The organism is Streptomyces sp. NPDC028928 (genome assembly GCF_055564915.1).
In genome coordinates this window covers 48,247-71,232 of record NZ_JBVHVI010000003.1, presented here as the reverse complement: position 1 = coordinate 71,232, position 22,986 = coordinate 48,247, and the positions used below count along the sequence as shown (strand labels likewise).

Annotated in this window: 20 protein-coding genes and 1 pseudogene; 6 read left to right on the top strand and 15 right to left on the bottom strand. The window is 71.0% G+C overall.

Annotated features, from left to right (window positions below):
* Positions 1 to 19: 19 nt before the first annotated feature.
* Positions 20 to 1,826: pseudogene (locus ACZ4U1_RS09360) on the bottom strand (IS481 family transposase).
* Between the two features lie 487 nt (positions 1,827 to 2,313).
* Here ACZ4U1_RS09360 and ACZ4U1_RS09355 point away from each other — a divergent pair.
* A complete protein-coding gene (locus ACZ4U1_RS09355; protein ID WP_467901579.1) occupies positions 2,314 to 2,679 on the top strand; it encodes a hypothetical protein in 366 nt (121 codons plus the stop codon).
* Positions 2,680 to 3,325: 646 nt separating this feature from the next.
* Entirely contained in the window at positions 3,326 to 3,694 is a 369-nt protein-coding gene (locus ACZ4U1_RS09350; RefSeq protein ID WP_467901577.1) for a hypothetical protein, read from the top strand.
* Between the two features lie 426 nt (positions 3,695 to 4,120).
* Here the strand turns inward: ACZ4U1_RS09350 and ACZ4U1_RS09345 are convergent, their stop codons facing one another.
* The 10 genes from ACZ4U1_RS09345 to ACZ4U1_RS09300 all read right to left on the bottom strand — a co-directional run bounded on the left by ACZ4U1_RS09345 (position 4,121) and on the right by ACZ4U1_RS09300 (position 13,438).
* Positions 4,121 to 5,263 carry a hypothetical protein gene (locus ACZ4U1_RS09345; protein ID WP_467901576.1) on the bottom strand — a complete coding sequence of 381 codons (1,143 nt, stop codon included), beginning with the start codon at positions 5,261 to 5,263 and terminating at the stop codon, positions 4,121 to 4,123.
* Positions 5,264 to 5,767: 504 nt separating this feature from the next.
* On the bottom strand, positions 5,768 to 6,109 hold the full coding sequence (locus ACZ4U1_RS09340) for a hypothetical protein (RefSeq protein WP_467901575.1): 342 nt from the start codon (positions 6,107 to 6,109) through the stop codon (positions 5,768 to 5,770).
* A 518-nt stretch (positions 6,110 to 6,627) separates the two neighbouring features.
* Positions 6,628 to 7,386 (bottom strand): DUF6928 family protein, encoded by a 759-nt coding sequence (locus ACZ4U1_RS09335; RefSeq protein WP_467901573.1) that lies wholly within the window; start codon positions 7,384 to 7,386, stop codon positions 6,628 to 6,630.
* 563 nt (positions 7,387 to 7,949) lie between these two features.
* The gene (locus ACZ4U1_RS09330; protein WP_467901571.1) at positions 7,950 to 8,144 is read right to left on the bottom strand and encodes a hypothetical protein; all 195 of its coding nucleotides are present in this window, start codon (positions 8,142 to 8,144) and stop codon (positions 7,950 to 7,952) included.
* Between the two features lie 188 nt (positions 8,145 to 8,332).
* Entirely contained in the window at positions 8,333 to 8,539 is a 207-nt protein-coding gene (locus ACZ4U1_RS09325; protein ID WP_467901569.1) for a hypothetical protein, read from the bottom strand.
* Between the two features lie 219 nt (positions 8,540 to 8,758).
* Complete coding sequence (locus ACZ4U1_RS09320; RefSeq protein WP_467901567.1) at positions 8,759 to 10,513, bottom strand: caspase family protein; 1,755 nt, start codon at positions 10,511 to 10,513, stop codon at positions 8,759 to 8,761.
* Positions 10,513 to 10,905, bottom strand: coding sequence for an effector-associated constant component EACC1 (locus tag ACZ4U1_RS09315; RefSeq protein ID WP_467901566.1), 393 nt, complete (start codon positions 10,903 to 10,905; stop codon positions 10,513 to 10,515). The genes ACZ4U1_RS09320 and ACZ4U1_RS09315 overlap by 1 nt, the downstream gene beginning before the upstream one ends.
* A 95-nt stretch (positions 10,906 to 11,000) precedes the next feature.
* Positions 11,001 to 12,323 (bottom strand): diaminopimelate decarboxylase, encoded by a 1,323-nt coding sequence (lysA, locus tag ACZ4U1_RS09310; RefSeq protein WP_467901564.1) that lies wholly within the window; start codon positions 12,321 to 12,323, stop codon positions 11,001 to 11,003.
* 14 nt (positions 12,324 to 12,337) lie between these two features.
* On the bottom strand, positions 12,338 to 12,667 hold the full coding sequence (locus ACZ4U1_RS09305) for an SAV_915 family protein (protein WP_467901563.1): 330 nt from the start codon (positions 12,665 to 12,667) through the stop codon (positions 12,338 to 12,340).
* Between the two features lie 375 nt (positions 12,668 to 13,042).
* A complete protein-coding gene (locus ACZ4U1_RS09300; protein ID WP_467901561.1) occupies positions 13,043 to 13,438 on the bottom strand; it encodes a hypothetical protein in 396 nt (131 codons plus the stop codon).
* A 139-nt stretch (positions 13,439 to 13,577) separates the two neighbouring features.
* Between ACZ4U1_RS09300 and ACZ4U1_RS09295 the strand changes: the two genes are divergently transcribed.
* Positions 13,578 to 15,644 carry an NAD(+) synthase gene (locus tag ACZ4U1_RS09295; RefSeq protein WP_467901560.1) on the top strand — a complete coding sequence of 689 codons (2,067 nt, stop codon included), beginning with the start codon at positions 13,578 to 13,580 and terminating at the stop codon, positions 15,642 to 15,644.
* A gap of 11 nt (positions 15,645 to 15,655) precedes the next feature.
* Here ACZ4U1_RS09295 and ACZ4U1_RS09290 read toward each other — a convergent pair whose 3' ends face one another.
* Complete coding sequence (locus ACZ4U1_RS09290; RefSeq protein WP_467901558.1) at positions 15,656 to 16,366, bottom strand: TIGR03943 family putative permease subunit; 711 nt, start codon at positions 16,364 to 16,366, stop codon at positions 15,656 to 15,658.
* The gene (locus ACZ4U1_RS09285; RefSeq protein WP_467902249.1) at positions 16,363 to 17,361 is read right to left on the bottom strand and encodes a permease; all 999 of its coding nucleotides are present in this window, start codon (positions 17,359 to 17,361) and stop codon (positions 16,363 to 16,365) included. The genes ACZ4U1_RS09290 and ACZ4U1_RS09285 overlap by 4 nt, the downstream gene beginning before the upstream one ends.
* Positions 17,362 to 17,640: 279 nt before the next feature.
* Here ACZ4U1_RS09285 and ACZ4U1_RS09280 point away from each other — a divergent pair, with 279 nt between their 5' ends.
* The 3 genes from ACZ4U1_RS09280 (at position 17,641) to ACZ4U1_RS09270 (ending at position 21,226) form a co-directional block, all read left to right on the top strand.
* Positions 17,641 to 19,485 carry an NAD-binding protein gene (locus ACZ4U1_RS09280; RefSeq protein WP_467901556.1) on the top strand — a complete coding sequence of 615 codons (1,845 nt, stop codon included), beginning with the start codon at positions 17,641 to 17,643 and terminating at the stop codon, positions 19,483 to 19,485.
* A 288-nt stretch (positions 19,486 to 19,773) separates the two neighbouring features.
* Positions 19,774 to 20,526 (top strand): GNAT family N-acetyltransferase, encoded by a 753-nt coding sequence (locus tag ACZ4U1_RS09275; protein ID WP_467901554.1) that lies wholly within the window; start codon positions 19,774 to 19,776, stop codon positions 20,524 to 20,526.
* 55 nt (positions 20,527 to 20,581) lie between these two features.
* Positions 20,582 to 21,226 carry a hypothetical protein gene (locus ACZ4U1_RS09270; RefSeq protein ID WP_467901552.1) on the top strand — a complete coding sequence of 215 codons (645 nt, stop codon included), beginning with the start codon at positions 20,582 to 20,584 and terminating at the stop codon, positions 21,224 to 21,226.
* Positions 21,227 to 21,259: 33 nt separating this feature from the next.
* On the opposite strand, the gene ACZ4U1_RS09265 is transcribed toward ACZ4U1_RS09270, so the two are convergent.
* Both ACZ4U1_RS09265 and ACZ4U1_RS09260 read right to left on the bottom strand, forming a co-directional pair.
* Positions 21,260 to 22,051: an SURF1 family protein gene (locus tag ACZ4U1_RS09265; RefSeq protein ID WP_467901550.1), complete on the bottom strand. Its 792-nt coding sequence runs from the start codon at positions 22,049 to 22,051 to the stop codon at positions 21,260 to 21,262.
* A gap of 64 nt (positions 22,052 to 22,115) precedes the next feature.
* Positions 22,116 to 22,955 (bottom strand): class I SAM-dependent methyltransferase, encoded by an 840-nt coding sequence (locus ACZ4U1_RS09260; protein ID WP_467901548.1) that lies wholly within the window; start codon positions 22,953 to 22,955, stop codon positions 22,116 to 22,118.
* Between the last annotated feature and the right edge of the window lie 31 nt (positions 22,956 to 22,986).

Sequence of the window (22,986 nt, the reverse complement as noted above, 5' to 3'; positions counted from 1 at the left end):
GTGATGCTTGACGGTGGGCCTAGACAACGTAGGGAGCCCCGTGGGGCTTGTTCGCTTTCACGTTACGGACCGGGACGTCGGTCGTGCGCCGGATCACCCGGTCCTGGCCGTCCAGCTCGACGCTGATCGTGGAGTCCGAGACGTGGACGGTCACGGTCTGCCCCGCGTAGGGGCGGCCGAGGGAGACGACCTGCCGGCAGACCATGACTGTGCCGACCGCGCTGACCCGCCGCTGCACACGCACGGGCTCGATGCCGGGACGTGGCGGCGGTCCGGCCGGACGCAGGCCCCGCAGCCTGCGGACTTCCTCACTGATCAGCGGGTTGGGCCGCACCCGCAGCAGTTCCCGCGAAGACGGATCGAAGAACGACAGCGTCTCGGCGTCGATGCGGACACCCACCTGGCGGCCGCCCAGGATCTCTGCCGCCAGCACCTGGTGCCCGCCCAGGCCCACCAGGCAGCTGTTGTTCACCACCCGGTCCACCTCGAACGCCGCCCCGTCACCGCCCGGTAGCGGGGCCAGCCCCGCCGGACGTCCGCCCCGGGCCGCCAGCCGCCCCAGATCCGCCACCGACAAGTGCGACCGCACGGTCTTGATCCGCGCCCCGGCGATCAGCAGATGGATCACCGAGGTGTCGGCCCAGAAGGTCACCGTCAGGCCTGAGCGGGCCGGACCGAGCCAGAACTGCTTGCCCGCGACCTGCAGATTCCCACTCGCAGGCACCACCCGCTCGAACTCCACCGGCCCACCGGGCTCCACCGGCACCACCGCCGGCACCTCAGGCAGGGCGGCAGGAACCTCGCAGGCTTCGGTCGGAGCCGGCTCCGGATCCTCTGGGGGTGTCCGCTGCTGCGGCACCAGCGCAAGCACGCCAGGGATCTTCAGGCCCAGTACGTCCCGCTCCTGCTCCGCAACCGGGGCGAACCGGTCCGCCGGAGACTGCATATCCAGGGCCTGATGCGGACGCATGGAGTTGTACTCCTCCACCCACTCATCCAGCGCCGCCTGAGCCGCTTCGATGCTCTCGAACGCTCCGCAGTCGTCGAGGAGTTCGCGCCGCAGGGTCTGATGGAACCGCTCGACCTTGCCCGTCGTGGTCGGCGAGGCCGGCTGGGTGAGCCGGTGCGCGATCCCGTTCTCCCGGCAGATCCGGTCGAACAACACCTCACCACCCTGCCCGAACCGGTCGGTGAACTGCTTGCCGTTGTCGGTCAGCACCTCCTCCGGCACCCCGAACGCCTGCAAGGCCCGGACGAAGGCCGCGCAGACCGCCCGCCCGGTCGCCCGCTCGACCACCGACGCGATCACGCAGTACCGGGAATGATCATCCACCCCGGTCACGACCTTCGCCTCGGTCAGCTCGCCGGTGACCGGGTTGACCAGCATCACACCGCCGACGATGTCCATCTGCCACAACTGCATCGGACGGTCCCGCTGCCAGCGCTTGTAATCCGACCGCTCCGGCGCCGCACCCCCGGCTCCACCAGTCCATGACGGACCAGGATCCGATACACCGTCATCCGTGACGGCACCGGACTCACCGTCCCGGACCGCTCCAGCACATGAGCGATCCGCCGCGGACCCCACTTCGGATGCTTGCGCCGCAGCTCACACACCGCCGCCTCCACCTCGGCAGACGCCTGATGCGGACACGACGCCGGCCTACGCGAACGGTCCGCCAACCCGGCCAGACCCGAAGCCTCATACCTCGACTTCCAGCCGCTGACCGTCTGCCGGGACACCCCCAGCGACGCGGCGACCTCGGTCACCGTCGCACCCGCCAGCACAGCCAGGCAGCCCGGTATCTCTGCTCGACAACCGACAACTCCACCAGCGCCAATCCCGGCCTCCCCACACGCACCGCAACGACGCGCACAGAAAAGCCGAACACGGCCACTGTCAACCATCAGCTGGGACCGAACTGTCAAGCATCTACCGGGACCGGACACACCCCGCCCTGAAGAGTGAGTTACAACTTTCTCTACTGGTTCAAGGCGGCTCGCTCCGCTCCACGCGCGCGTGGCAGCGACCTAAGGCCACAGAGCGAGTGCCACCGAGAGCGGCCATGGGTCAGAACGATGCCTCCGGCGAAGGATCGGTCGGCACCGGGATGGAGGGGGCGCCGTCGCCGACTGCGGGTTCGTTGGGGCGTGCGCGGGGGCGCTCCCATCCCGTACACCGTCGACCCAGGCAGAGCCGAGCAGACGCGGCCCCTGGCGTACGGGATGGGAGTCGGAGAAGGTTGTGGCTTGCGCTGGCCGGAGGTTTCCAAAGCCCCTCACCTGCCTGCTATCCAACCTTAGGGTGCAGGCATGGCCATCCCTCGCGAGCCCAACGGGCGTCCACTCACCCTGTACACGCTGGATCTTGAAGCCGCTCTGACCTACGCCCGTGAGGCCCTGTCCGAGGGGTTGAACGTCGAGATCAAGGACGAAGATCTGCGTGACACGAAGACGTACCAAACCTTCCAGGCTTCGCCGATCCTCGTGAAGTACTGGAGCGTGTCCGTCGATGACGGCGCCAGCGCCAAGGGGTACCGATCACACTCGGCCCATCAGATCATCCGGGCCGTGGAAGCCCTATCGCCCGAGGAATATGGAGCTATCCACGCGGACGACCTTGTGGCGTTCTGTCGCGCGCACTACGAGAAGATCGGCGTTGACCCGTCCGAGGCATAAGGGCCGCCTCAGTTTCCGTCTCATTCATCTGCCTTCAGCGCCGTCTGGACGAGTCCAGCAGCCTCGCCAACGCCTCGAACGGATGGGTCCACGCAGGCGAACGACTGAGAACAAGCCTCTGATCTAAGCCAACAGACTTGGAAAGCGTGCGCCCCTGCGCGCCGACTGGGAGAGATCGTGCTTCAGCATGCGCCTCTCCTCGCGCTTCGGCCTGCTGGCAGGGTTACCCGGTCCGAAGGTCCACCAGCTCTAAGGGGGAAGCGTGGCAGCCACGCAGTCCAGGTGTGGAGCACTGACGGAGAAGGGGACCAGGTGCCGGCGGCTCGCCATGATCGGAGCATCTCGGTGCGACCGCCATCGCGGCGACTGGTCCCCATACACGATTCAGAAGCGTAAGGAAGCCGAGCGGAAGGCGAAGGCCAAGCGGCGGAAGTGATGCCGTCGGGCCGTCGCCGGGCCGTGCGAGGGTGACTAACACTGACAACCGGCGACCGCTTCGCCGCAGGTCAGGGCGTTGATCGCGAAGAGGGGCGCAGGTCAGAGACTTCGCCCTCGCCTCTTCGGCTACTGACGCTCCGTTGTCCTGGGAATCGCGCGTATGGCCAACCGCAGTTACCCTGGCCGCCCAAATGATCAAGGGGGGGACATGCGGAAGCTTGCCGCACTGTCTGTGGTCGGCGTGGTAATCCTCACCGGGTGCAGCCAGAACTCAGCCAAGCCACAGGGACCGATCAGCGTAACCCGCGCCGCGTACGGTGCGGATTGGCCCTTCGTGGAAGGCATCGACGAGGGCACGATCGACTGTGAGGCACCTGCTGTGATCGTCTTCGAGACCGGCGGGGAAAAGTACCGCTTGGACTACAACAGTGTCGCCACAGAGGGTGTGGAGGAGCCGGAGTACCCAAGCGCGGAGGAGATTGTGGCCTCTCATCCCATCGATTCCTGGGCGGCCCAAGGGTTGAGGGCAGAGACCGGTACGTTGATCGACCGCGCGCTAGATCTCTGCCCTGAGTAAGGGGAAGCGCGGGAGCGGTGAGTGTCTAACTGCGTGACAACGCCGACGAGCAGCGGCGGACGAGCGCGAACGTCTGCAGACGATCAGTACAGGTGAGAGGCGCAGCAGCCCAAGGGAGCGGCCTCGCCCGAGTTGCTTCGGGACAAAGAGGTCGTGGGCTCAGATGCCGCAACCCCGACAGTTGAAACACCACGACAGGGGTCTGATCCGCATCGCGGGTCAGACCCCTGTCGGCCTCGCGTCGGCCTACAAGCGGCCTACAGCCGACCGCTGTCAGTCAGGACCCGCCCCGTAGAGCGTCAGCATCAGTGCCACAACGGCAACGCCGACCAAGAGCGCAGCGCCTAGCCGTTCGTCGCGCCGAGATTCACGCACGACGAAGCAGCCGACCAGGGTGATCAGGGCGAGAGTTAATGTGTCAGGCATTCACGCCTCCCGCCCGGTCGCTGCGCGGTCATCGACTCGACCGACAACAGGCGACTGAGCCGCTCGGAAACGGGACGTCTCCTCGCCATCCCAACTGGAACGCACACGGCGACCGAGCCGCTTGAGTTTGCGGCGTACTCGCTCACCCAGAGCTTCGGCGTCACCCTGCACGTACACTTGCGAGGTGAGGGCCAATACCGTGGCGGCCGCCTCGGTCCAACTCGACGTGCCCGAACGGCTCCAGGCGAGCGCGACTGCCCTCTCGATCGGGGACATCTGCTCCAGCACGGTGAGCACACGCGGATCATCAGGCAGCGTCCCGGTAAGGATGTCGGCCGGGTCGGGCCCTCCAGCGACGAGGTCGGCGAGAGTCAGCCCATTCTCCAGAACAAGGACATCCAGGCTGAGTAGCCGCTCTCCGGCGCAGCGCCGACGCCACAGTGGCGTGAGCTGTCGGTGGATCTCCCTCACCTCATGCATCAGCCGGGAGAGAGCCCCCCGGCGGATGGTGCCGTGCGTGTACAGGGTGCTCGCCCAGTCGCCGAGGAGAGCCGTTGTCACCGGTTCCTGCCAGCGGGCTCCACGCCACAGGCCGAGGTCAGCGGCCATGAAGTCCTCGATGAGCTCGGTGTTGCCGAGCACCGCCTCATTCCGTGCTTCCACGGCCCGTGCCGCGAGTCTGGCCTCACGGGCCTCCGCACTAGCCTCCGGAGAACCGGGCTTGCCGGTGGTGGCCGTTCTAGCCCATGGGCTGTCGACCTCACCGTCGGTCCAGGTCCGCACGATCTCCCAGGGTTCGAGTTTCGAGTTGGTCCGGAACAGGCGTCCTGCCAGCAGTCGTCCACCGTCCCTTTCGTTGCCGAAGTAGAAGTAGGAGCTGTCGCGGACTCCCCCATCGCCCCCGTACGCAATGAGGTCGTCTTCACCTAGTACGGGGAGGCCGCGATTGGACTGCGGATCAATGGGTACGGTCTTCGGCTCGGGAAGAACCCGCCACCGCCTGACCAGGCCATAGCGTGCGTAAAAGGCGTCGAGATCCTCGACTTCCTCCGTCTCCGACACGTTCTCCTCACAGGGTGGGACTGTCTCAGGCGATGCCGCCACTTCCTGTGCCTGCGGTTCTTCGGGAGCTTCGGACGTCATGGGTGGTCCTCCGGCAGTTGATGGGCGAGCCTGTCCCCTTTCGGGCCCCGGAAGGCCCCGAACCGGCAATCCTCACCCCGGAATTTTGAGTGATCCGCATCACAGAGCCGGAGGTCGTGCTGAGGTCTGCGGCCCGCCGCCACCCGGCTCCCCGCGCGCGAAGATGGCTCCATAGCCCTGGTCTTGGAGCGGTGCGACAATAAATGACCCGTGCCAGGCGCGTGCCAGATCGTGCGGGGAACCACGGGCGACAGCGGGGAACCAATCGGCCGTCTACCGCGCGTCTACGTCGTGCTGCTGCAGTTCAGGCCTGGAGCAAACCTCGGACGCCCTGAGCTTCCCAAGCCGAGGGCTCAGGTGCCGTGAGCACGGGCCGGCCGTCGTGCCTTGCCCTGGTGGACGGCAGTGGGAGCGTAGCTGGGCCCGGTGGGGGTGAAGCAAGGCACACGCGTGCGTGGTCGGTTGGTGCACCCGCCGTCGTGGCTGACTGTCGCGGGTTGAGGTTCACACGGAGGTCCGTCGGACGCCGGTGCACGCGATCAGCCTGCTGCCGTCCTCGGTGAGGAACAGCATGAAAGTCCAGGCGCCATCGGCAGCCCTGATCTGCCCCAGGCGGACTGGGTGCTGATGCCGGCCGAGCTGATTCACGGCATGGGCCAGGCTCGTGGTCTCGATGCCCCGGCGGCGTGTGTACCGCAGTCGACGTTCATAGACACGGGCGAGCGCCCCAGCAGACGTGGTCCCCTCCCAGACCACGTGGGAACCGCCGCAGCGGAGCGCAGCCAGGGCAGCCACGGACGCCTCGTCGCTGCCGACCAGCAGCCGTTCGAGTAGTTCCCGCTCCATGCCGTCACCCCCCACCGGGATCCTGCTGTACAGCAGCCGGATACAGCAACCACAGCAACCGGCGCCACCCCGTAGCGCCCCCTCGGGGCCGCTACACGACCTGTATGCCCCTCTCCGACCGATCTCTGTAGAGCTACGGATCAGAAGGTGATGTCCTCGGCGGTACCGTGCCGGAGAACATCACCTTCTGGTGTGAGGCCCGTAACTACACGTTCTTGGCGGTTGGAGCGTGGTGAGGTCGTCATTGCGACTTTCACGCTCGATCGCATTGACCAGCCCTGGTTTCACTGCCGCTTCACTGCCGTCCCCACCTGGGAGAGTATCCGGCTCATCAGCGAGGAGTGGACCCGGGCAACCCTGAGGCTGACGTCTCAGACGTCCTTCGCATCCCGCGCGCGTGGCAAGCGGTCGAGGACCTCGGCTTGGTCCTCGTCAGCGTGCGCTCCGGCTTGCGCGCTCGACGTGCTCACCCGCGTGCGCCGGATCGCCTGAGTGCTTCAGGACGAAGAAATCCCGAGCTAGAAGCCGTCGCGCTCCATGAGTGAGCCGTCAGGGCCAAGAGAGAAGAAGCGCGGTGGCCCCATGGCTTCCGTGGCCCTTTGCAACGTCGCTTCCCGCTCCGCGAGATCAGGGCGGTGCGGGTCCCGGACTCGGAAGCCGTGCAGTCGGATGCTGTCCATGTCGATGTCATCCGGTTCGGGACGGCCCTCCAATACGAAGCCGCAGAGCGCGCGCAGTGCGTCTTCGCCCAGTTCCAAAGGGTGGAACGGCAGTGGATACGGCTCTTCGTCCTCGTCCGGCCAGGGAATGACGTCGGCCGGGCGGTCTCCGGCCCAGTAGGGCAGCTCGAAAGCGAGTGGTTCGCCGATGTTCTCGATGATGCCGCTGTCCGGGGACAGGCTCAGAGAGCGGACGAGTCGGCCGTCCTCCCACACGGCGAACGCGAGCCAGTCCACGACGCTGTGCATGGCGTGCAGCACGAGCCGCCGGCCTATGCTCGCCGCGACGAGGTGTTCCGGGAGCTGGGAAGGAAAGTCGATCATCACCCGCTGGTCGCCGATGACCTCGACGCCGGGCCAGCTCGCCGCGTACGCCGTCCCCTCCGGGGGGTAAACGCCGTCCCAGAGAGGCGAGCCCTCGCTCTCCTCTATCTCGCAGCCCGGGTAGAGCAGCCGCATCATGCCGGCCGTGCCTGCGAGGTCCGCTGTGCCTGCTTCTCGCAGCAGCCCCGGTACGTCGCCGTCGGCGTACACCAGAAAGCCCGTCTTGGCTCCCAAAGCCCCTCCCCAGGGTGTGGACCTCTTTGGCGGGTGCACAGTAGCCGCCCCCACTGACAACGCGACATGACGAAGTCCGAGGGCCCCGGCTGGGCCGTCTTTGGGCCGTCCGAGGCCGCTCGATAGTGGCCAATGACGACCAACGACCACCACTAGGCGCACGAGCCCATCGCCCCGACCAGCGAAGACCCAACTCACCAAGATCCCCGGCAAGACCCAGGGCAAGAAGAAGCAGGTTCTGCCGTCAGGCCCCCGACCTGTGCTTACCGCGCGGGTCGCGGGGCGGGTTTTCCTTGCCGCAGGCCGCAACCCGACGCCCACGTCGACCACGGGTCGGAAGCGTTCGACCATGCCGGCGCGCACGGGGAACACGCGCTTGGGTTCCCAGGGGACGACGCGGCGCGCATCCATGGCTGGCGGGGTCACCGTGCGCGAGTTGCAGGGGGGCGCTTCGAGCTGGGTCACGAACTCCCGGTTGTGGCTCGGCTGGAGCGGTCCAAGGTAGCGGCTACGCTCGCGCGGGAGCGCCCCACGGCGCGTGGCTGTGGGGCGCCTTGTGGGGGTCAGTCGACCTTCTCCCCGTCGTGCGTACCGCCCTTGCAGAGGTTGTCCGACAGATCGGGTGTTCCGCCGCCCTGCTTGCACTCGGAAGGGGTGACGTCGGATGGGGCACCTTGTGCGGTGGCGGCGCCTGAGAGGCCGAGTCCGGCGAGGGCTGCCGTGGCGATGACGGCGGCGACGATTCGTCGAATGCGCATTGGGTTCGCCTTTCGCGGATTGCCTCGGTTGGGGCACTAGCCAGCTTGATCTTCACCCATGTGGGTGGCACGTCATGTTGGGCCATTCGGGTGACAGGGCTGTCGGTGCGGGGTCGGTGACGCGACCCGTCGGACATGGGCATAGTTGGCCTCAGGACGGACTGGTTGACCAGCCGTGCGCCGACCGGTCAAGTGATCGCCTGCGTGGTTCCGTCAGGCAGCAGGCAGGCGTCGCCGGCGTAGGGGCGTGAAACGATCTGTCCGCCGGCGGCCGTGCAGTCGTCTCTGGAGATGTTCGGAGCCGAGGCGGCCCCGGCGCTGACAGCGCCGACGGCGCTCACGCCGGCGAGAGTCGCCGCGGCCAGGGCGAGGCCCAGGATTCTGCGCATGCGCATGACTTCCTCCTCCTCTCAGGCGCCTTCCTTCGGCCTTCGGGAAGGACAAGTCGCAAGACGACGGCGCCCTCTTACCCAGCATGGGCGCTCCGCAGGAGGCCCGCGAGGCGCGGCTGGGCGCCGCGCCCGGGCGGTGACTGCCCGGCCCCGGAGAGGTATGACGTCAGACCGGCCAGGCGGCGTACGACCAGCGTGACGTACTCGACCGCCCTCCCGCGCCTAGGTCGGCTTCGGTAGTTTCGCGGTCGCTGTGCCGGCGAGAGTGGTGGCCGTGCGGCGCAGGTCGTTCTGGGGGGCGTCGCCGCGGAGGATGATGTTCAGGGTTTCCGTCAGGTCGTGGTGGTGGGCGTCCGTGTAGGTGCGCTGGATCACCTGTACCTGGAAGGTGCCGGCGCCGTCCGCTTCCGGCTGGATCAGGGCTCGGTGGCCCTGGATGCGGGTGGGGGTGCCGTCAGCAGAAGACGGGGGTCGGCCGCGGTCGAAGAAGACGACCGCGTCGAGGTCGGCGGTCGTGCTGGAGTAGCGGCACAGCCAGTTTCCGAAGCCCGGCCGCGGGGCGCCCGCGTGCAGGGGCTCCGCGTCGATCAGGTCGCAGGCGTTCTGGTGGAACAAGGAGTTCGGGGGGAAGGCCGTCCTGCGGGGGCGGGCCCGGCCCTCGTTCAGGGCGGCGGCCGCGCTGTGCGCGGCGGCGTCGGCGATGGCGCACAGGGGTGGCTCGTCTTGACCGTCGCTCTTCGCACTGACGGTCACCGTGACGTCGTCGCCCGCCGGTGACAGCAGGCGCTCGCAGGCCCCCGCCGCCGGCGGGCTGTCCACCACCTTGACCGCGCCGACCGTCCGGCCCGGCGTCGCCGCCTGCGGTGTTCCCCGGTCCAGGTCCACCCTGACGTCGACCGTGCCGCCGTCGGACCGGTGCACCAGGACGTCGCAGCGGTCGAAGCCGCCGTACGCCGGGTCCTGTTCGGTGTCGCCGAAGCGGCCGAGGGCGGCGGGGGCCGTGAGCGTGCAGGGGTCTGTGTCGCGGTTCAGGTGGGACGGCCGTACGGTCTCGTGCCCGCCGTGCGGCTGGAGCGGTAGGAGGAGGAGGAGTGGTACGGCGGTCAGGGAGGCCGCCGCTGCCGGGAGCCATAGCCGGCGTCTCTGCCACCAGCGGCGGTCACGGGTGGGGGCGGGGGCCGGTGGAGGGGGCCCTGGCCGTCTGTCCGGGGCCGGGACGGCGGGGGGTGCCTGGTTGCGTGCCCATGCGATCTCGTGGCCCACGTTGATCGCCCTGTCCTGGGGGCGTGGTCGTTGCTTCGCCGTCAGGGCGTCCCTCACCTGCTTGAACACCGCGTCCATGGGGAGTGGGTCCGGGGCGCCGGGGATCCCCTGCTCCAGGGTTCGGATCAGTTCGCCCGTGAAGGCCGGGTACGTCTCGTCGGGTGGGGCGTAGGCCAGTTCCTGGGGAGCGCAGGCCGTCATGAGGTACGTGCGGTCGACCAGGGCTCGGTTCGCCACGGACTCGGCGCCGTCACCCATGGCACCGGTGACCGCGGTGCCGGAGAAGCAGCTGTCGAGGATGACGACCTGGCTGTGCGCCCGGCGTCGGGCCAGCAGGACGGACCTCAGGTCCCGGTATCTCAGTGCTCGGATGAGCTGGTCCGGGTGCGAGTCGGGCAGCATGAGGCACAGGTCGTTGTCGCTCTCCAGCCATCCGTGGCCGGCGAAGTAGACGAGGAGCGTGTCGGTGGCGGCGCGCGCGGCCCTGGAGACCGTGTCCAGGACGATGTCCGGCCGGGCCGGGTTGGACAGCACCACGCAGTTCTTCCGGGGCAGGCCCCACACGGCGGGGTCCCTGAGCAGGTGCGCGAGCCGCTGCGCGCCTCGGGCGACGGACGGCAGGGGTTCCATGGGCTCGTGGCCGTCCACGCAGCGGTAGGTGTCCACGGCGATGAGCACCGCGCGCGATGCGGCGGGATCCGACAGCGACGGCACTACGCGGACTCCGTGCCGTCACGATGGTCCGCCTGCGCCCGCGTCCCGTCGCCCACCCCGTTCACCAGCTCCGCGATCAGCCGTACCGTCGCCTCGTCGCACTTCCCCCGTACGGTGACCGATCTGCCGTCGGCGGTGAAGGTGACGGCCGGGGCGGTGGGGCGGGTGGCGCGCCAGGCCGCGTAGGAGAGGGCGAGGTTCAGGGCGGCGGTGGCCTGGGTGAACACCAGGTTGACGACGTCCCAGGCGCCCATGGTGCCGGTGACCGGCCGGGAGGAGCCGAGGCTCACGTCGGCGTACCCGCCGATCCGCGGGTCCGACCGCAGCCAGCGGTACAGGTCCGGAATCGTGCGTCCGCCGCCCTCGCCCGTGGTGATCTTGATGGTGTGCATGGCCGCTCCCCGTGGTGTGCCGTACCTCGGCCACACCGTAGAAAGCAACCGCCTGCCCCCACCGAGGACTTGACCGCTGTCACCCGAAAGGGGCGTCAGAGGCCCACGTCCCGGCTGCGGAGGTCCGCCAAGGACTCGCGGCGGACCAGGAGGCGGGCGAGGCCGTCGCGTACGGCGATCAGCGGCGGGCGGCCGACCAGGTTGTAGGCGGAGGCCATGGAGAGGTGGTACGCGCCGGCCACCGGTACGGCGAGCAGGTCGCCGGGGCGGGTGTCGGCGGGGAGGTCGACGTCGGCGGCGAGGACGTCGCCCGCCTCGCAGTGCCGGCCCACCACGGTCATCCGGGCCGGGGCCGCGGTGCCGGGCCGCCGGCCGATCAGCCGGGGTGCGTACCGGACGCCGTACAGGGCCGGCCGCGGGTTGTCGCTCATGCCGCCGTCGACCGCGACGAAGACGCGATCGCCCGTGTGCTTCACGGCCAGGACGCGGTAGAGGGCGATGCCCGCGGGGCCGACGACGGCCCGTCCCGGCTCGATGATCAGACGGGGGACGGGTAACCCGGCCGCCGCGCACGCGTCCGTGAGTTCCGCGCGGACCCTGCGGGCCAGCGCCGTCAGGTCCAGCGCCTCCTCGCCGGGGCGGTAGGCGATGCCGTGGCCGCCGCCGAGGTCGAGTTCGGGCAGGACCAGGCCGTGCTGCTCGTACAGCCGGCTCATCAGGCCGACCAGGCGGCGTACGGCGACGAGGTACGGCTTGACGCTGGTGATCTGCGAGCCCAGGTGGCAGTGCAGGCCGGTGAGGTGCAGCTGGGGCTGGTCGAGGATGCGGGCGATGGCGTGCTGGGCGTAGCCGTCGGCGATGGGCAGGCCGAACTTCTGGTCGTCGGTGCCGGTGCGGATCTTCTCGTGGCCGCCCGCGCTGATGCCGGGTACGACCCGGACCATGACCTTCTGGTGGCCGTCCGGGCCGACGGCGGCGGCCAGCCGGGCGATCTCGGCGGGGCTGTCGATGACGATGCGGCCGACGCCGAGGCGCAGGGCGGTGTCCAGGTCGTGGGGGGACTTGGCGTTGCCGTGCAGCACGATCCGTTCGGGCGGGAAGCCGGTGGTGACGGCGAGTTCCAGTTCGCCGGCGGAGCAGACGTCCAGGCCGAGGCCCTCCTCGTCCACCCAGCGGGCCATGGCACGGCACAGGAACGCCTTGGCGGCGTAGAGGATTTCGGCGTCGGGGAAGGCGTCCCGGTAGGTACGGCAGCGGTGGCGGACCTCGGCCTCGTCCAGGACGTAGGCGGGGGTGCCGAAGCGGTCGGCGACCTCGGCGAGCGGTACGCCGCCGACGCGGAGGTCGCCCGGGCGGGGTTCGGTGGCGGTCGCGGGCCACACCACCGACGCGGTGGTGGGTTTGTGAACCGTGGTCATCGGCGCTGCCCCTCTCAGGCGGTCCGCAGCACGAGCGTGGCGGGTGTGACCGGCGTGGGCGCCGGGGCGGTGAGCTGCGGGTCCACCGTGACGGTGGTGATGCCGAGCGGTGCGGTCAGCGCGCGCAGCGCGGGCTCGGCGAGCCGGATCCATGCCTGGCCGGGGCCGAGGGTGGCGGCCAGCCGGCGCGCGGTGGTGAAGCCGACGGCGGTGCGGCCGCCGAGCGGGGTGCGGAAGAGCCGGGTCGCGCACCCGGAAGGGCCCGGCCGGACGGGCACGTACAGGGGTCCGGCCGGGAACGGATCGGAGGGCTCGGGGTCGTCGCCGTACAGCGGTTCTGCCATGGGTGCCTCCGGAATGCGGGGAACGCGTGTCCTGGAGCGCCCCGGACGCGGGGAGGCGGACCGGGGCTCGGCCTCGACGGTATGCCCGGGGCCCGGGGGCGTGCGGGGGTTCCCGGCGGGCCCTGACGGGACGCTTACGGCGATCGGGGCGGCCTTGACGGGACGCTGACGGAGGCACCCGGCCGGCGGTGTGCGCGTACTCCCTGAGCGCCGGTCACCCGTTCTGCTCAGCGGCCGGCGCCCCGCGTCTGCTCAGCGGCCGGCGCCCCGCGTCTGCTCAGCGGGCGATGTACCGCGTGTGCTCAGCGGCCGATGTCCGCGTCTGCCCAGCGGCCGATGTCCGCGTCTGCCCAGCGGGCGACGTCCCGCGCCTGCTCAGCGGCCGACGTCCCGCGTCGCCAGCGCGATCATGCCGGAGACCGCGGCCGTCGCGGCGAGAGTGCCGATCATGACCAGGGCCACGCCGATCGCGAAGAGGCCGCTGGAGTCGTCCGACCAGTCGTACCAGGCCGCGGCCGTCAGGCCCACCGTGGTGCCGAGGACGGCGCTCGCGATGTGGTGCCGGGACGCGGTCCAGCACACCGGTATCAGCAGGGTCAGGACCAGCCCGATCACCTGCCACGCCTCGTACGGACCCGTCGTCGAGCCGTCCGGCTGTACGTCCGGGTGCTGGTCCCAGCCCAGCCAGGCGGCCCACGCGAGCGGTGCGGCCAGGACCGGCGCGAGGGCCGGCAGCGTCCGGAGAGCGGGTTTCAGGAGTCCTGTACGCATGTCCCCAACCTCGTCTCCCGCGCCGGCGGCGACCAGAGCGGAGCTACTCAGGTCCGCCCGAGTACCTCGGCGGGGCCGGATCTAGGCTTCCTCCTGGAGGAGATTCGCTTCGTCAGCTCGTCTGTGGGTCTGTTGAAACATGAAGGAAGCCCCGTTGAACTTCTGGTCGCTCTATCAGCACGGCTTCGCGCGCATCGCCGCGTGCACGGGCCACACCGTCATCGCCGACCCGCACGCCAACGCCGAAGCGGTCCTGCGCCAGGCCCGCCGGTGCGCGGACGAGGGCGTCGCCGTCGCCGTCTACCCCGAGCTGGGCCTCACCGGCTACTCCATCGAGGACCTGCTGCTCCAGGACGCCCTGCTGGACCGGGTCGAGGAGGCGCTGGACACGGTCGTGGCCGGGTCGGCGGAGCTGCTGCCCGTGCTGGTCGTCGGCGCCCCCCTGCGCCACCGCCACCGGATCTACAACTGCGCGGTGATCATCCACCGCGGCCGGGTCCTCGGTGTCGTACCGAAGTCGTACCCGCCGAACTACCGCGAGTTCTACGAGCGCCGGCAGATCGCCGACGGGTACGACGAGCGGGGCGGGACCATCCGGGTCGCCGGCGCGGAGGTGCCGTTCGGGGTGGATCTGCTGTTCGCGGCGGCGGACGTGCCCGGGCTCGTGCTGCACACGGAGATCTGCGAAGACATGTGGGTGCCGGTGCCGCCGAGCGCGGAGGCCGCCCTCGCCGGGGCGACCGTGCTGGTCAACCTCTCCGGCAGCCCGATCACCGTCGGCCGGGCCGAGGACCGCAAGCTGCTGTGCCGCTCGGCGTCCTCCCGCTGCCTCGCCGCGTACGTCTACGCGGCGGCCGGACTGGGCGAGTCCACCACGGACCTGTCCTGGGACGGGCAGACCATGATCTACGAGAACGGGGTGCTGCTGGCCGAGACCGACCGGTTCCCGCTCGGCGACCAGTACGCGGTCGCGGACGTCGACCTCGACCTGCTGCGGCAGGAACGGCACCGGATGGGGACGTTCGACGACAACCGGCGGGCCCACGCGGCGCGGACCGGGGACTTCCGGACGGTCTCCTTCGAGCTGGACCCGCCGCTCACCGACCTCGGGCTGCGCCGGCGCATCGAGCGCTTCCCGTTCGTGCCCGCCGACCCCGAGCGGCTCGCCCTGGACTGCTACGAGGCCTACAACATCCAGGTCGCCGGGCTCCAGCAGCGACTGGCGGCGATCGGCGGACCCAAGGTCGTCATCGGGGTGTCCGGCGGGCTCGACTCCACGCACGCGCTGATCGTCGCCGCCCGGGCGATGGACCGCGCGGGGCGGCCGCGCAGCGACATCCTGGCCTTCACCCTGCCCGGCTTCGCCACCAGCGACCACACCAAGGACAACGCGCACAAACTGATGCGGGCGCTCGGCGTCACCGCGGCCGAGCTGGACATCACGCCGACCGCGCGGCTGATGCTCCAGGAGATCGGCCACCCGTTCGCCTCCGGCGAGCCGGTGTACGACGTCACCTTCGAGAACGTCCAGGCCGGCCTGCGCACCGACTACCTGTTCCGGCTGGCCAACCAGCGCGGTGGCATCGTCCTCGGCACCGGTGACCTGTCCGAGCTGGCGCTCGGCTGGTCGACGTACGGCGTCGGCGACCAGATGAGCCACTACAACGTCAACTCCGGTGTGCCGAAGACGTTCATCCAGCACCTGATCCGCTGGGTCATCACCAGCGGCCAGTTCGACGACGAGACCGGCAAGATCCTCGCCGCGATCCTGGACACCGAGATCAGCCCGGAGCTGGTGCCGGGCGAGGAGATGCAGTCCACCGAGTCGAAGATCGGCCCGTACGCGCTGCACGACTTCACGCTGTTCCACGTCCTGCGCTACGGCTTCCGCCCCTCGAAGATCGCCTTCCTGGCCTGGCACGCCTGGCACGACCCGGACGCCGGCGCCTGGCCGCCCGGCTTCCCCGAGGCCAAGCGCGGCGCGTACGGCCTCGCGGAGATCCGGCACTGGCTGGAGGTGTTCACCCGCCGTTTCTTCGCGTTCTCCCAGTTCAAGCGCTCGGCCATGCCGAACGGCCCCAAGGTCTCGGCAGGCGGTTCCCTCTCCCCGCGCGGCGACTGGCGGGCCCCGTCGGACGGCAACGCGGAGGCGTGGCTACGGGACCTGGCCCGCTTCGACTTCGACAGCGCGGCCGCGGACCGGTAGCCGGGGCCGGCTCAGGTGTTCCAGGTCTCGTCGTACGGGTCGCGCGGGGCCGGTACCGGTCGCGCGGAGGTGACCTTCAGGTACGGCACCGGGCCGTTGTTGACCGGGTCGCGGGCCAGTCGGGGGGTGTACGTGCCCGTGACCTCCAGCCAGGCGTCCGGGCGGAGGACGGGCGGGAGTTCGCCGGTCAGCGCGATCTTCACCGGCTGGGCGTCCGCCGCACAGCAGTTGAGGGCCATGCGGACCAGGTAGGCGGTGCCCGAGTGGTCCAGGGCGAGGAAGCCGGTGACGCGGACCGGGCGGCCGTGCAGGGAGCGGCCGTGGCCGTAGGCCGCGCGGGAGGCGTAGTCGACGACGGAGAGCGGCACCGGGTCGCCGGCGGGCAACGGGCCGTAGGCGTACGGCTTCTGCAGTGCCGTACCGGAGCGCAGGGCGCTGTAGGAACCCAGGGCCGGCGGGGCGATCAGGATGAGGGCGAGGAGGGGGAGCAGGAGGAGCCACGCGACGCGGGGTTCGGGGTGCTCATGAGACCCGGATCGCCGGTCGCGGCGGCGCTCGTACCAGGCCGTCGCCAGCGCCGCCGCGATCAGGACCGCGCCCGAGGCCAGCAGCAGCGGGCGCAGGCCCGCCTTGACGTACCGCAGGTACAGGTCGGTGGCGCCCGCGTGCAGCAGGGCCGCGCCGAGCAGGAACAGGACGGCCGCCTGCGCCTGGCGGTTCACAGCAGCACCGCCCCGGTCAGTACGGCGCCCGTGACGGCCAGCGCGAAGGTGGCGGGCGCGAAGCGGAGCGCGAAGGTACGGCCGAAGGTGCCGGCCTGCATCGCGAACAGCTTGAGGTCGATCATCGGGCCCACCACCAGGAAGACCAGCTTGGCCGTCGGGGAGAACTGGGTGAGGGAGGCCGCGACGAACGCGTCCGCCTCCGAGCAGATGGACAGCAGGACGGCGAGTACGGCGAGGGCGAGCACCGAGAGCAGGGGCGTGCCGGCGGCCGTGGCCAGCCACTCCGCCGGGACCGCCGCCTTCAGCGTGGCCGCGGCCGTCGCACCGAGCACCAGGAAGCCGCCGGCGTGCATGACGTCGTGCCGGACCGCGTCCCAGAACGCCTCCGCCTTGCTCGCGCCCTCGTACGCGCCGTGGACCGGCGGGCGCAGCCAGTCCGTGCGGCCCAGCCGCTGCCACAGCCAGCCCATCGCGCAGGCCACCAGCAGACTCGCCAGGAACCGGGCCAGGACCATCTCCGGGTGCCCGGGGAAGGCGACGGCCGTGGCGGTCAGCACCACCGGGTTCACCGCGGGCGCGGAGAGGAGGAAGGCGAGGGCGGCGGCGGGGGCCACGCCCCGGCGGACCAGGGCGCCCGCCACCGGCACCGACGCGCACTCACAGCCCGGCAGCACCGCGCCCGCGATGCCGGCCACGGGCACGGCCAGGGCGGGCCGGCGCGGCAGGGCGCGCGCGAAGAAGGACGCCGGGACGAACACCGCGATCGCCGCCGACAGCAGCACGCCGAGCACCAGGAAGGGCAGCGCCTGGACGGTCACCGCCACGAACACCGTCGTCCAGCTCTGCATCGCCGGGGTACCGAGCAGCCCCCGGATGGGCGACTGGGCGAGCACGGCCAACAGCAGGGTGAGCACCAGCACGAGCGGGGAGGTGAGCCGCAGACCGCCCGCACGGTCGGGCGGGGGATCGGAGCGGGGGGCCGAGGGGGACACGGCGCGACGGTCCGGCGAAGGCGTGGGGCCGGGGTCCGGTGGGGGCGCGGCGTGGGGGGCCCGTGGGGTGCCGGAGCCGCGGGTGTCCGTGCCCGGCGGGGCGTCTTCGGTGATGGCCACGGGTGGTTACCTCCGGCTGCTGCTCTCCCTCCCCTCCTCTACGCGCGCCCCGGCGCGACCGTTCAGACCGTTGCTGGAACCATGCATCTCCTTGGGGCACTCTTTCCCCTTGTGGCGAGCGTTCCGTATCAAGGGGGGCCGGGGACCCGGCCGCCGCACATGGTGGTGTGCGGCGACGACGGGCTCGCGCACCGGCTGGCCGCCGAGTTGCGCGGGGTCTACGGCGAACAGGTCACCCTCGTCGTACCGCCGAACGAACGCACCGCACGGCCCCCCGTGGTCGGCCGGGCCCGGGCCGCGTCGGCGGCGCTGTTCGACCGTGTGGTCAGCGCCGCCGTGGGCACCGTCGGCCGGGCCGGCGGGACCGGGCAGCCGCCGGGCACCCCGGCCGGTCAACGGCCCGACGGGGAAGGGGTGCTGGAGGCAGCCGAGCTGACCGAGGCAGTGCTCGCCGAGGCCGGGGTGGCCCGGGCCGCCGCGCTGGCCCTCGTGTACGACGACGACGAGACCAACATCCGCGCCGCGCTGACGGCCCGCCGGCTCAACCCGCGACTGCGGCTCGTCCTCCGGCTCTACAACCGGCGGTTGGGCCAGCACATCGAGGAACTCCTCGATCAGGCGGCCGCATTGGCCGCAGGGGACGACGACGGGGGCGCCCCGGGCGCCGGCGCGGAGGCCTCCACGACCGTGCTGTCCGACGCCGACACCGCCGCACCCGCACTGGCCGCCACCGCCGTCGCCGGCACCAGCCGGGTCGTACAGACCGAGGGGCTGCTGCTGCGGGCGGTGGAACGACCGCTGCCCGGGTACGGGCCCGACGCCGGCGCCGGCCCGGCGGATGCGGGTGCCGGGCTGTGCACCCTGGCCCTGCTGTCGGGCGGCGACCCGGGCGGCCTCGGGGAGCAACCGCGCCTGCTCCCCGACGACGAGGAGGTACGGCAGGCCGCCGGCCGGCAGGCCGTGGTGCTGGAACACGTCTCCTCCGGCACCGGTACGGAGTCCACCGCCCCCACCCGCCGCCTGACCGGCGTCATGCCGCTCGCCTCCCTCTTCTCCCGGCGGCTGCGCTGGTCCCTGGCCGGGCTGGTCGGCTGCGTGGTCGGTCTCGCCGTAGCCCTGTGGCTGGTCACCGGCATCCACCCGCTGCGTGCCTTCTACATCACCCTCCTCGACCTGTTCGCGATCGACGACCCGGCCTTCAAGGAACCCCTCGGCCGCCAGCTCCTGCAACTCCTCTCCGCGCTCGTCGGGTTGCTCCTCCTTCCGATCCTGCTGGCCGCCGCCCTGGAGGCGCTCGGCACCTTCCGCACCGCCTCCGCCCTGCGCCGGCCGCCCCGGGGCCTGAGCGGGCACGTGGTCCTGCTCGGACTCGGCAAGATCGGCACCCGGGTCCTGACCCGGCTGCGGGAGCTGAACATCCCGGTGGTCTGCGTCGAGTCCGACCCGGAGGCCCGCGGCCTCGCCACGGCCCGCCGGCTGCGGGTGCCGGTGGTCCTCGGGGACGTCACCCAGGAGGGCGTTCTGGAGGCCGCCCAGATCCACCGGGCCCAGGCGCTGCTCTCGGTGACCAGCTCCGACACCACCAACCTGGAGGCCGTCCTCTACGCCCGCACCGTCCGCCCCGACCTCCGCGTGGTCCTGCGCCTCTACGACGACGACTTCGCCACCGCCGTCTACCGCACCCTGCGCACCGCGTACCCCCACGCCCTGACCCGCAGCCGCAGCGTCACCCATCTCGCCGCCCCCGCGTTCGCCGGCGCGATGCTGGGCCGGCAGGTGCTGGGGGCCGTCGCGGTGGAACGCAGGGTGCTGCTGTTCGCCGCGATCGACGTCGACGGCCATCCGCAGCTGGAGGGCCGGACCGTACGGGACGCCTTCCGGGCCGGTTCCTGGCGGGTACTGGCGCTGCTGGGACGAACCGACACGTCCGCCGAGCACGTACTGGAGAAGGGGGACCGGGTGGTGGTCGCCGCCACCCGCAGAGGCCTGGCGGAACTCCGCTGACCGGGCGGAGACAGCCTTCGGAAAACCCGTTGCCGAGCTCCCGCCGATCATGGAACAGTGACCGTGCTCTGCGACCCGGCAGAGGAACTCACGGTGAGGAACGACAGCCAATGATTGCGGCGTCCCCGAGCGGCCGCCGTCGGCGCTGAGCGCCGCGCACGCTTCACGCTTCCGCACGGCGGCCCCACGATGCGGTGCCTGACGCACCGCCACTCCTTCCTGCCCCGAACTCGGCGAGACCGAGTTCGTCAGGGCTGCGTTCCGAGACTTCGTGAGGTCACACCCACCATGGACATGCAGGTCCAGAGCTTTGCCGTCGCCAACCTCCGCCGCCGGCCGGTCGTCGTGGAGACCGGCGGTTTCGTCGCCGGCTTCTCCCCCGACACCGACAGCCCCTACCTCAACTACGCGACCCCGCTGCCCGGGGCCGAGCCGACCGGGCGGGACGTCACCGCGCTGATCGGCGCCTTCCGGGAGCGGGGGCTGCTGCCCCGGCTGGAGTTCGCGCCGGAGGCCGCGCCCGCCGTGGCACCGGCTCTGAGGGCGGCGGGCTTCGAGACGGAGGCGGTGCACGAGTACCTCGTCTGCACCCCCGACCGGCTGACGGTCCCCCGGCCCGCCCCGGCCGTTCGGACCCCGGCGACCGACGAGGAGTACGCCGAGCTGGACGCCGCGCTCGCCGAGGCGTTCGGCGGTGTCTTCGCCTCCTCGGCGGAAGGCGCGGCCCGGCTGCGGCACACCCAGGAGGGCGGCGGGGCGGTGCGCTTCGTCCGTGCCCCGCAGGGCGGCTGCGCCGGTGGAGCCTCCTGCTCCGCGCCGGCCGAGGACACCGCCGAACTGTCCGGCGTCGGCACCCGCCCGGCCCACCGCGGCCGCGGCATCGCCGCCGCGGTGACCGCGTCGGTGACCGAGGCGATGTTCGCCCGAGGGGTCGGTTCGGTCTGGCTGGAGTACTCCGGCGAGGGCTCCCGCCGGGTGTACGAACGCGTCGGCTACCGGGCCCGGGGCACGCGCCTGTACGTGTCGCTGCCGCGTCGCTGATCCCGTCCGTTCCTCTGGACCCTCTCAGATGATCATGGTCACCTAGAGTGTGTCCATGTCACGTACACGCACCACCGTTCTCGCCGCTCTCCTCGGCGTCGCCGCCCTCACCTCCTGCTCCTCCAGCGACTCGGGCGACGACGCCGGGAAGCCGATCACGAAGGACCTCAGCCAGGGCGAGATCTCACAGGCTCTGCCGGGCGTCGGCGAGATCCTCCCCGGCTGGGAGCCGTACCACGAGAAGTCGGTGATGGAAGGCCGGTACTGCACGAAGGTGGACGGCCCGAGGGACGAACAGGCCCCCAAGGGCTGGGTGCGCAGCGGTGACGCCGAGTACCTCTACCAGGGCTCCACCGACAACATGATGGACGTGGCGATCTGCCTGTACGACACGCCTGAGAACGCCGCGAGCGCCTACCGGGACTGGAAGGGCTCCGAGAAGAAGAAGGAGCGGACGCCGGACGAGAAGATCGGTGACGAGACCACGTTCGTCGTGAACCCCGGGCTCAGCGAGGACTCGATCCAGGCGTTCAGCCGCTCCGGCAGGGTCGACATCAAGGTGGAGATAGACGGCACCGCGGGCGACACCACCCCCGCCCGGGACATGCTCGCCACCACGCTCAAGCGGCTCCAGCAGGTCCAGGACGGTGAACGGGCCACGGCGACCACCGCGGACGAGACCGCGGAAGACCAGAAGTAGGAGCCCCGCGAAGCCCTCCCGGGCCGGCCCGGGTCAGCCGCTCGGTACCGGTGTCTGTTCCGGCTCCTCCGGCACCAGCCCCAGCGCCGCGTCCCGCTGGAACTCGATCTCCCTGCGCAGCAACCGGAACCACATGAACACCACGAACCCGGCGAACACGAACCACTCGCCGGTGTAACCGAGGTTCTGGAACGCCTTCAGGTCCAGCCCCGTACCGCCCGGCGCCCGGGCCGGTACGGCCTTCATCCCGGCGTCGCCCTTGTCGAGGGTGACCCACGCGTCGTAGAGGCGGTACGGCACCAGGTTGACCAGCGACGCCGAGCTGATCGCCGCGGTCTGCCCGGCAGGCAGCCCGCCCTGTGCGCTCACCCCGTTGTCCCCGGGCGTCTCGGACGCCTGCAGCGCGCCGGTGACGGTGACGTCGCCGGCGGGCGGTGCGGGCGCCTCGGCCGCGTCCGCCGTCCCCGGCAGCCACCCGCGCACCACGGGCAGCGCCTTCCCGGAGTCGGTGCGCAGCAGGGTCAGGACGTAGAACCCGCGCTTGCCGTCCAGCTCCCGCCCGGGCACCAGCAGCTGCTTCCCGTACCGCCCGCTCGCCGTGACCCGCCGCCCCGCCGTGCTCTTGTCGACGGGCAGCATCGAGTCGAGCGGGCGCGCGGCCTCGGTGCGGCCGGACTCGACCCGCTCGGTCACGGTGCGGTGGTCCTGGACCCGGTCCTCGAACCGGCTCAGCTGCCACGACCCCATGAAGACGCAGAACGGGATGGCGAGCAGCACGAAGACGTTGATGCCCCACCAGCGGGGTGTCAGCAGGAAGCGGTACACGCCCTCCACGGTACGGCGCCCGGCTGGGCGGCCCGGCCGCGGGTCATCGTTCCCCGGCCGGCCCTCAGTCCTTCCTCGCCCTCAGCGAGTAGATCAGCGGGATGCGCGGACGGTCCGCCGGGAAGCGGTGGTAGCCGTCACGGACCTCGAAGTTCCTGAAGCGGGGGAAGACCGACACGTCGTGCTCGTGCAGGAACTCCACGCGCAGCCCCGTCGCGGCGAGAGCGGAGACCACGTCCCCGAGGGTGTGCTGCCACTCCACGCTGCGGTTGTGGACGGTGGCGGCGTCCAGGTCGGCGTAGGTGCCCGGCTCCTCGTACACCTGCGCGTCCCGGGTGAAGTAGTCGCGCACGATCCGGCTGCCGGTCTCGTCGTCCAGGGACTCGGTGAGCGGATGGAACTCGGCGAGGTAGAGGAAGCCGCCGGGCGCGACCAGCGAGGCGGCCGTCTCGGCCCAGCGCCGGATGTCCGGCAGCCAGCACAGGGCGCCGAGGCCGGTGTACACGATGTCGTACGACGGCTCGGGTACGGCGGCGGGCGCGTCGTAGACGTCGCTGGTGACGAACGCCGCCCGGTCGGGGCCGTAGCCGAGGTCGGCCGCGAGGGCGCGGGCCGCCTCCACCGCCGGTGCCGAGAAGTCCAGGCCCACGACGCGGGCGGCGCCGCGGTGGGCCCAGGAGAGGGTGTCGGTGCCGATGTGGCACTGCAGGTGCAGCAGCGACTTCCCGGTGACGTCCCCGACCTCGGCCGTCTCGAAGTCCCGCAGGTCGTCCCGGCGGGTGCGGAAGCCGTCGAGGTCGTAGAAGGAGCCGGCGACGTGGACGGGAACCCTCTCGTCCCACATGGCCCGGTTGTCCTCGCGCCAGCCCTCGGGAACGGATGTGGAGGTGACGGAAACGCTCATGGTCGGGAAGTTATCCACAGGCTGCGCACAC

Bases quoted from the DNA above. Each gene is read 5' to 3' on its own strand.
- ACZ4U1_RS09270 (WP_467901552.1), top strand. From the start codon at position 20,582: ATGTCACGTACACGCACCACCGTTCTCGCCGCTCTCCTCGGCGTCGCC.
- ACZ4U1_RS09315 (WP_467901566.1), bottom strand. From the start codon at position 10,905: ATGCACACCATCAAGATCACCACGGGCGAGGGCGGCGGACGCACGATT.
- ACZ4U1_RS09260 (WP_467901548.1), bottom strand. From the start codon at position 22,955: ATGAGCGTTTCCGTCACCTCCACATCCGTTCCCGAGGGCTGGCGCGAG.
- ACZ4U1_RS09340 (WP_467901575.1), bottom strand. From the start codon at position 6,109: ATGGAGCGGGAACTACTCGAACGGCTGCTGGTCGGCAGCGACGAGGCG.
- ACZ4U1_RS09280 (WP_467901556.1), top strand. From the start codon at position 17,641: ATGGTGGTGTGCGGCGACGACGGGCTCGCGCACCGGCTGGCCGCCGAG.
- ACZ4U1_RS09295 (WP_467901560.1), top strand. From the start codon at position 13,578: ATGAAGGAAGCCCCGTTGAACTTCTGGTCGCTCTATCAGCACGGCTTC.
- ACZ4U1_RS09350 (WP_467901577.1), top strand. From the start codon at position 3,326: ATGCGGAAGCTTGCCGCACTGTCTGTGGTCGGCGTGGTAATCCTCACC.
- ACZ4U1_RS09330 (WP_467901571.1), bottom strand. From the start codon at position 8,144: ATGCGCATTCGACGAATCGTCGCCGCCGTCATCGCCACGGCAGCCCTC.
- ACZ4U1_RS09275 (WP_467901554.1), top strand. From the start codon at position 19,774: ATGGACATGCAGGTCCAGAGCTTTGCCGTCGCCAACCTCCGCCGCCGG.
- ACZ4U1_RS09355 (WP_467901579.1), top strand. From the start codon at position 2,314: ATGGCCATCCCTCGCGAGCCCAACGGGCGTCCACTCACCCTGTACACG.
- lysA (WP_467901564.1), bottom strand. From the start codon at position 12,323: ATGACCACGGTTCACAAACCCACCACCGCGTCGGTGGTGTGGCCCGCG.
- ACZ4U1_RS09300 (WP_467901561.1), bottom strand. From the start codon at position 13,438: ATGCGTACAGGACTCCTGAAACCCGCTCTCCGGACGCTGCCGGCCCTC.
- ACZ4U1_RS09345 (WP_467901576.1), bottom strand. From the start codon at position 5,263: ATGACGTCCGAAGCTCCCGAAGAACCGCAGGCACAGGAAGTGGCGGCA.
- ACZ4U1_RS09305 (WP_467901563.1), bottom strand. From the start codon at position 12,667: ATGGCAGAACCGCTGTACGGCGACGACCCCGAGCCCTCCGATCCGTTC.
- ACZ4U1_RS09325 (WP_467901569.1), bottom strand. From the start codon at position 8,539: ATGCGCATGCGCAGAATCCTGGGCCTCGCCCTGGCCGCGGCGACTCTC.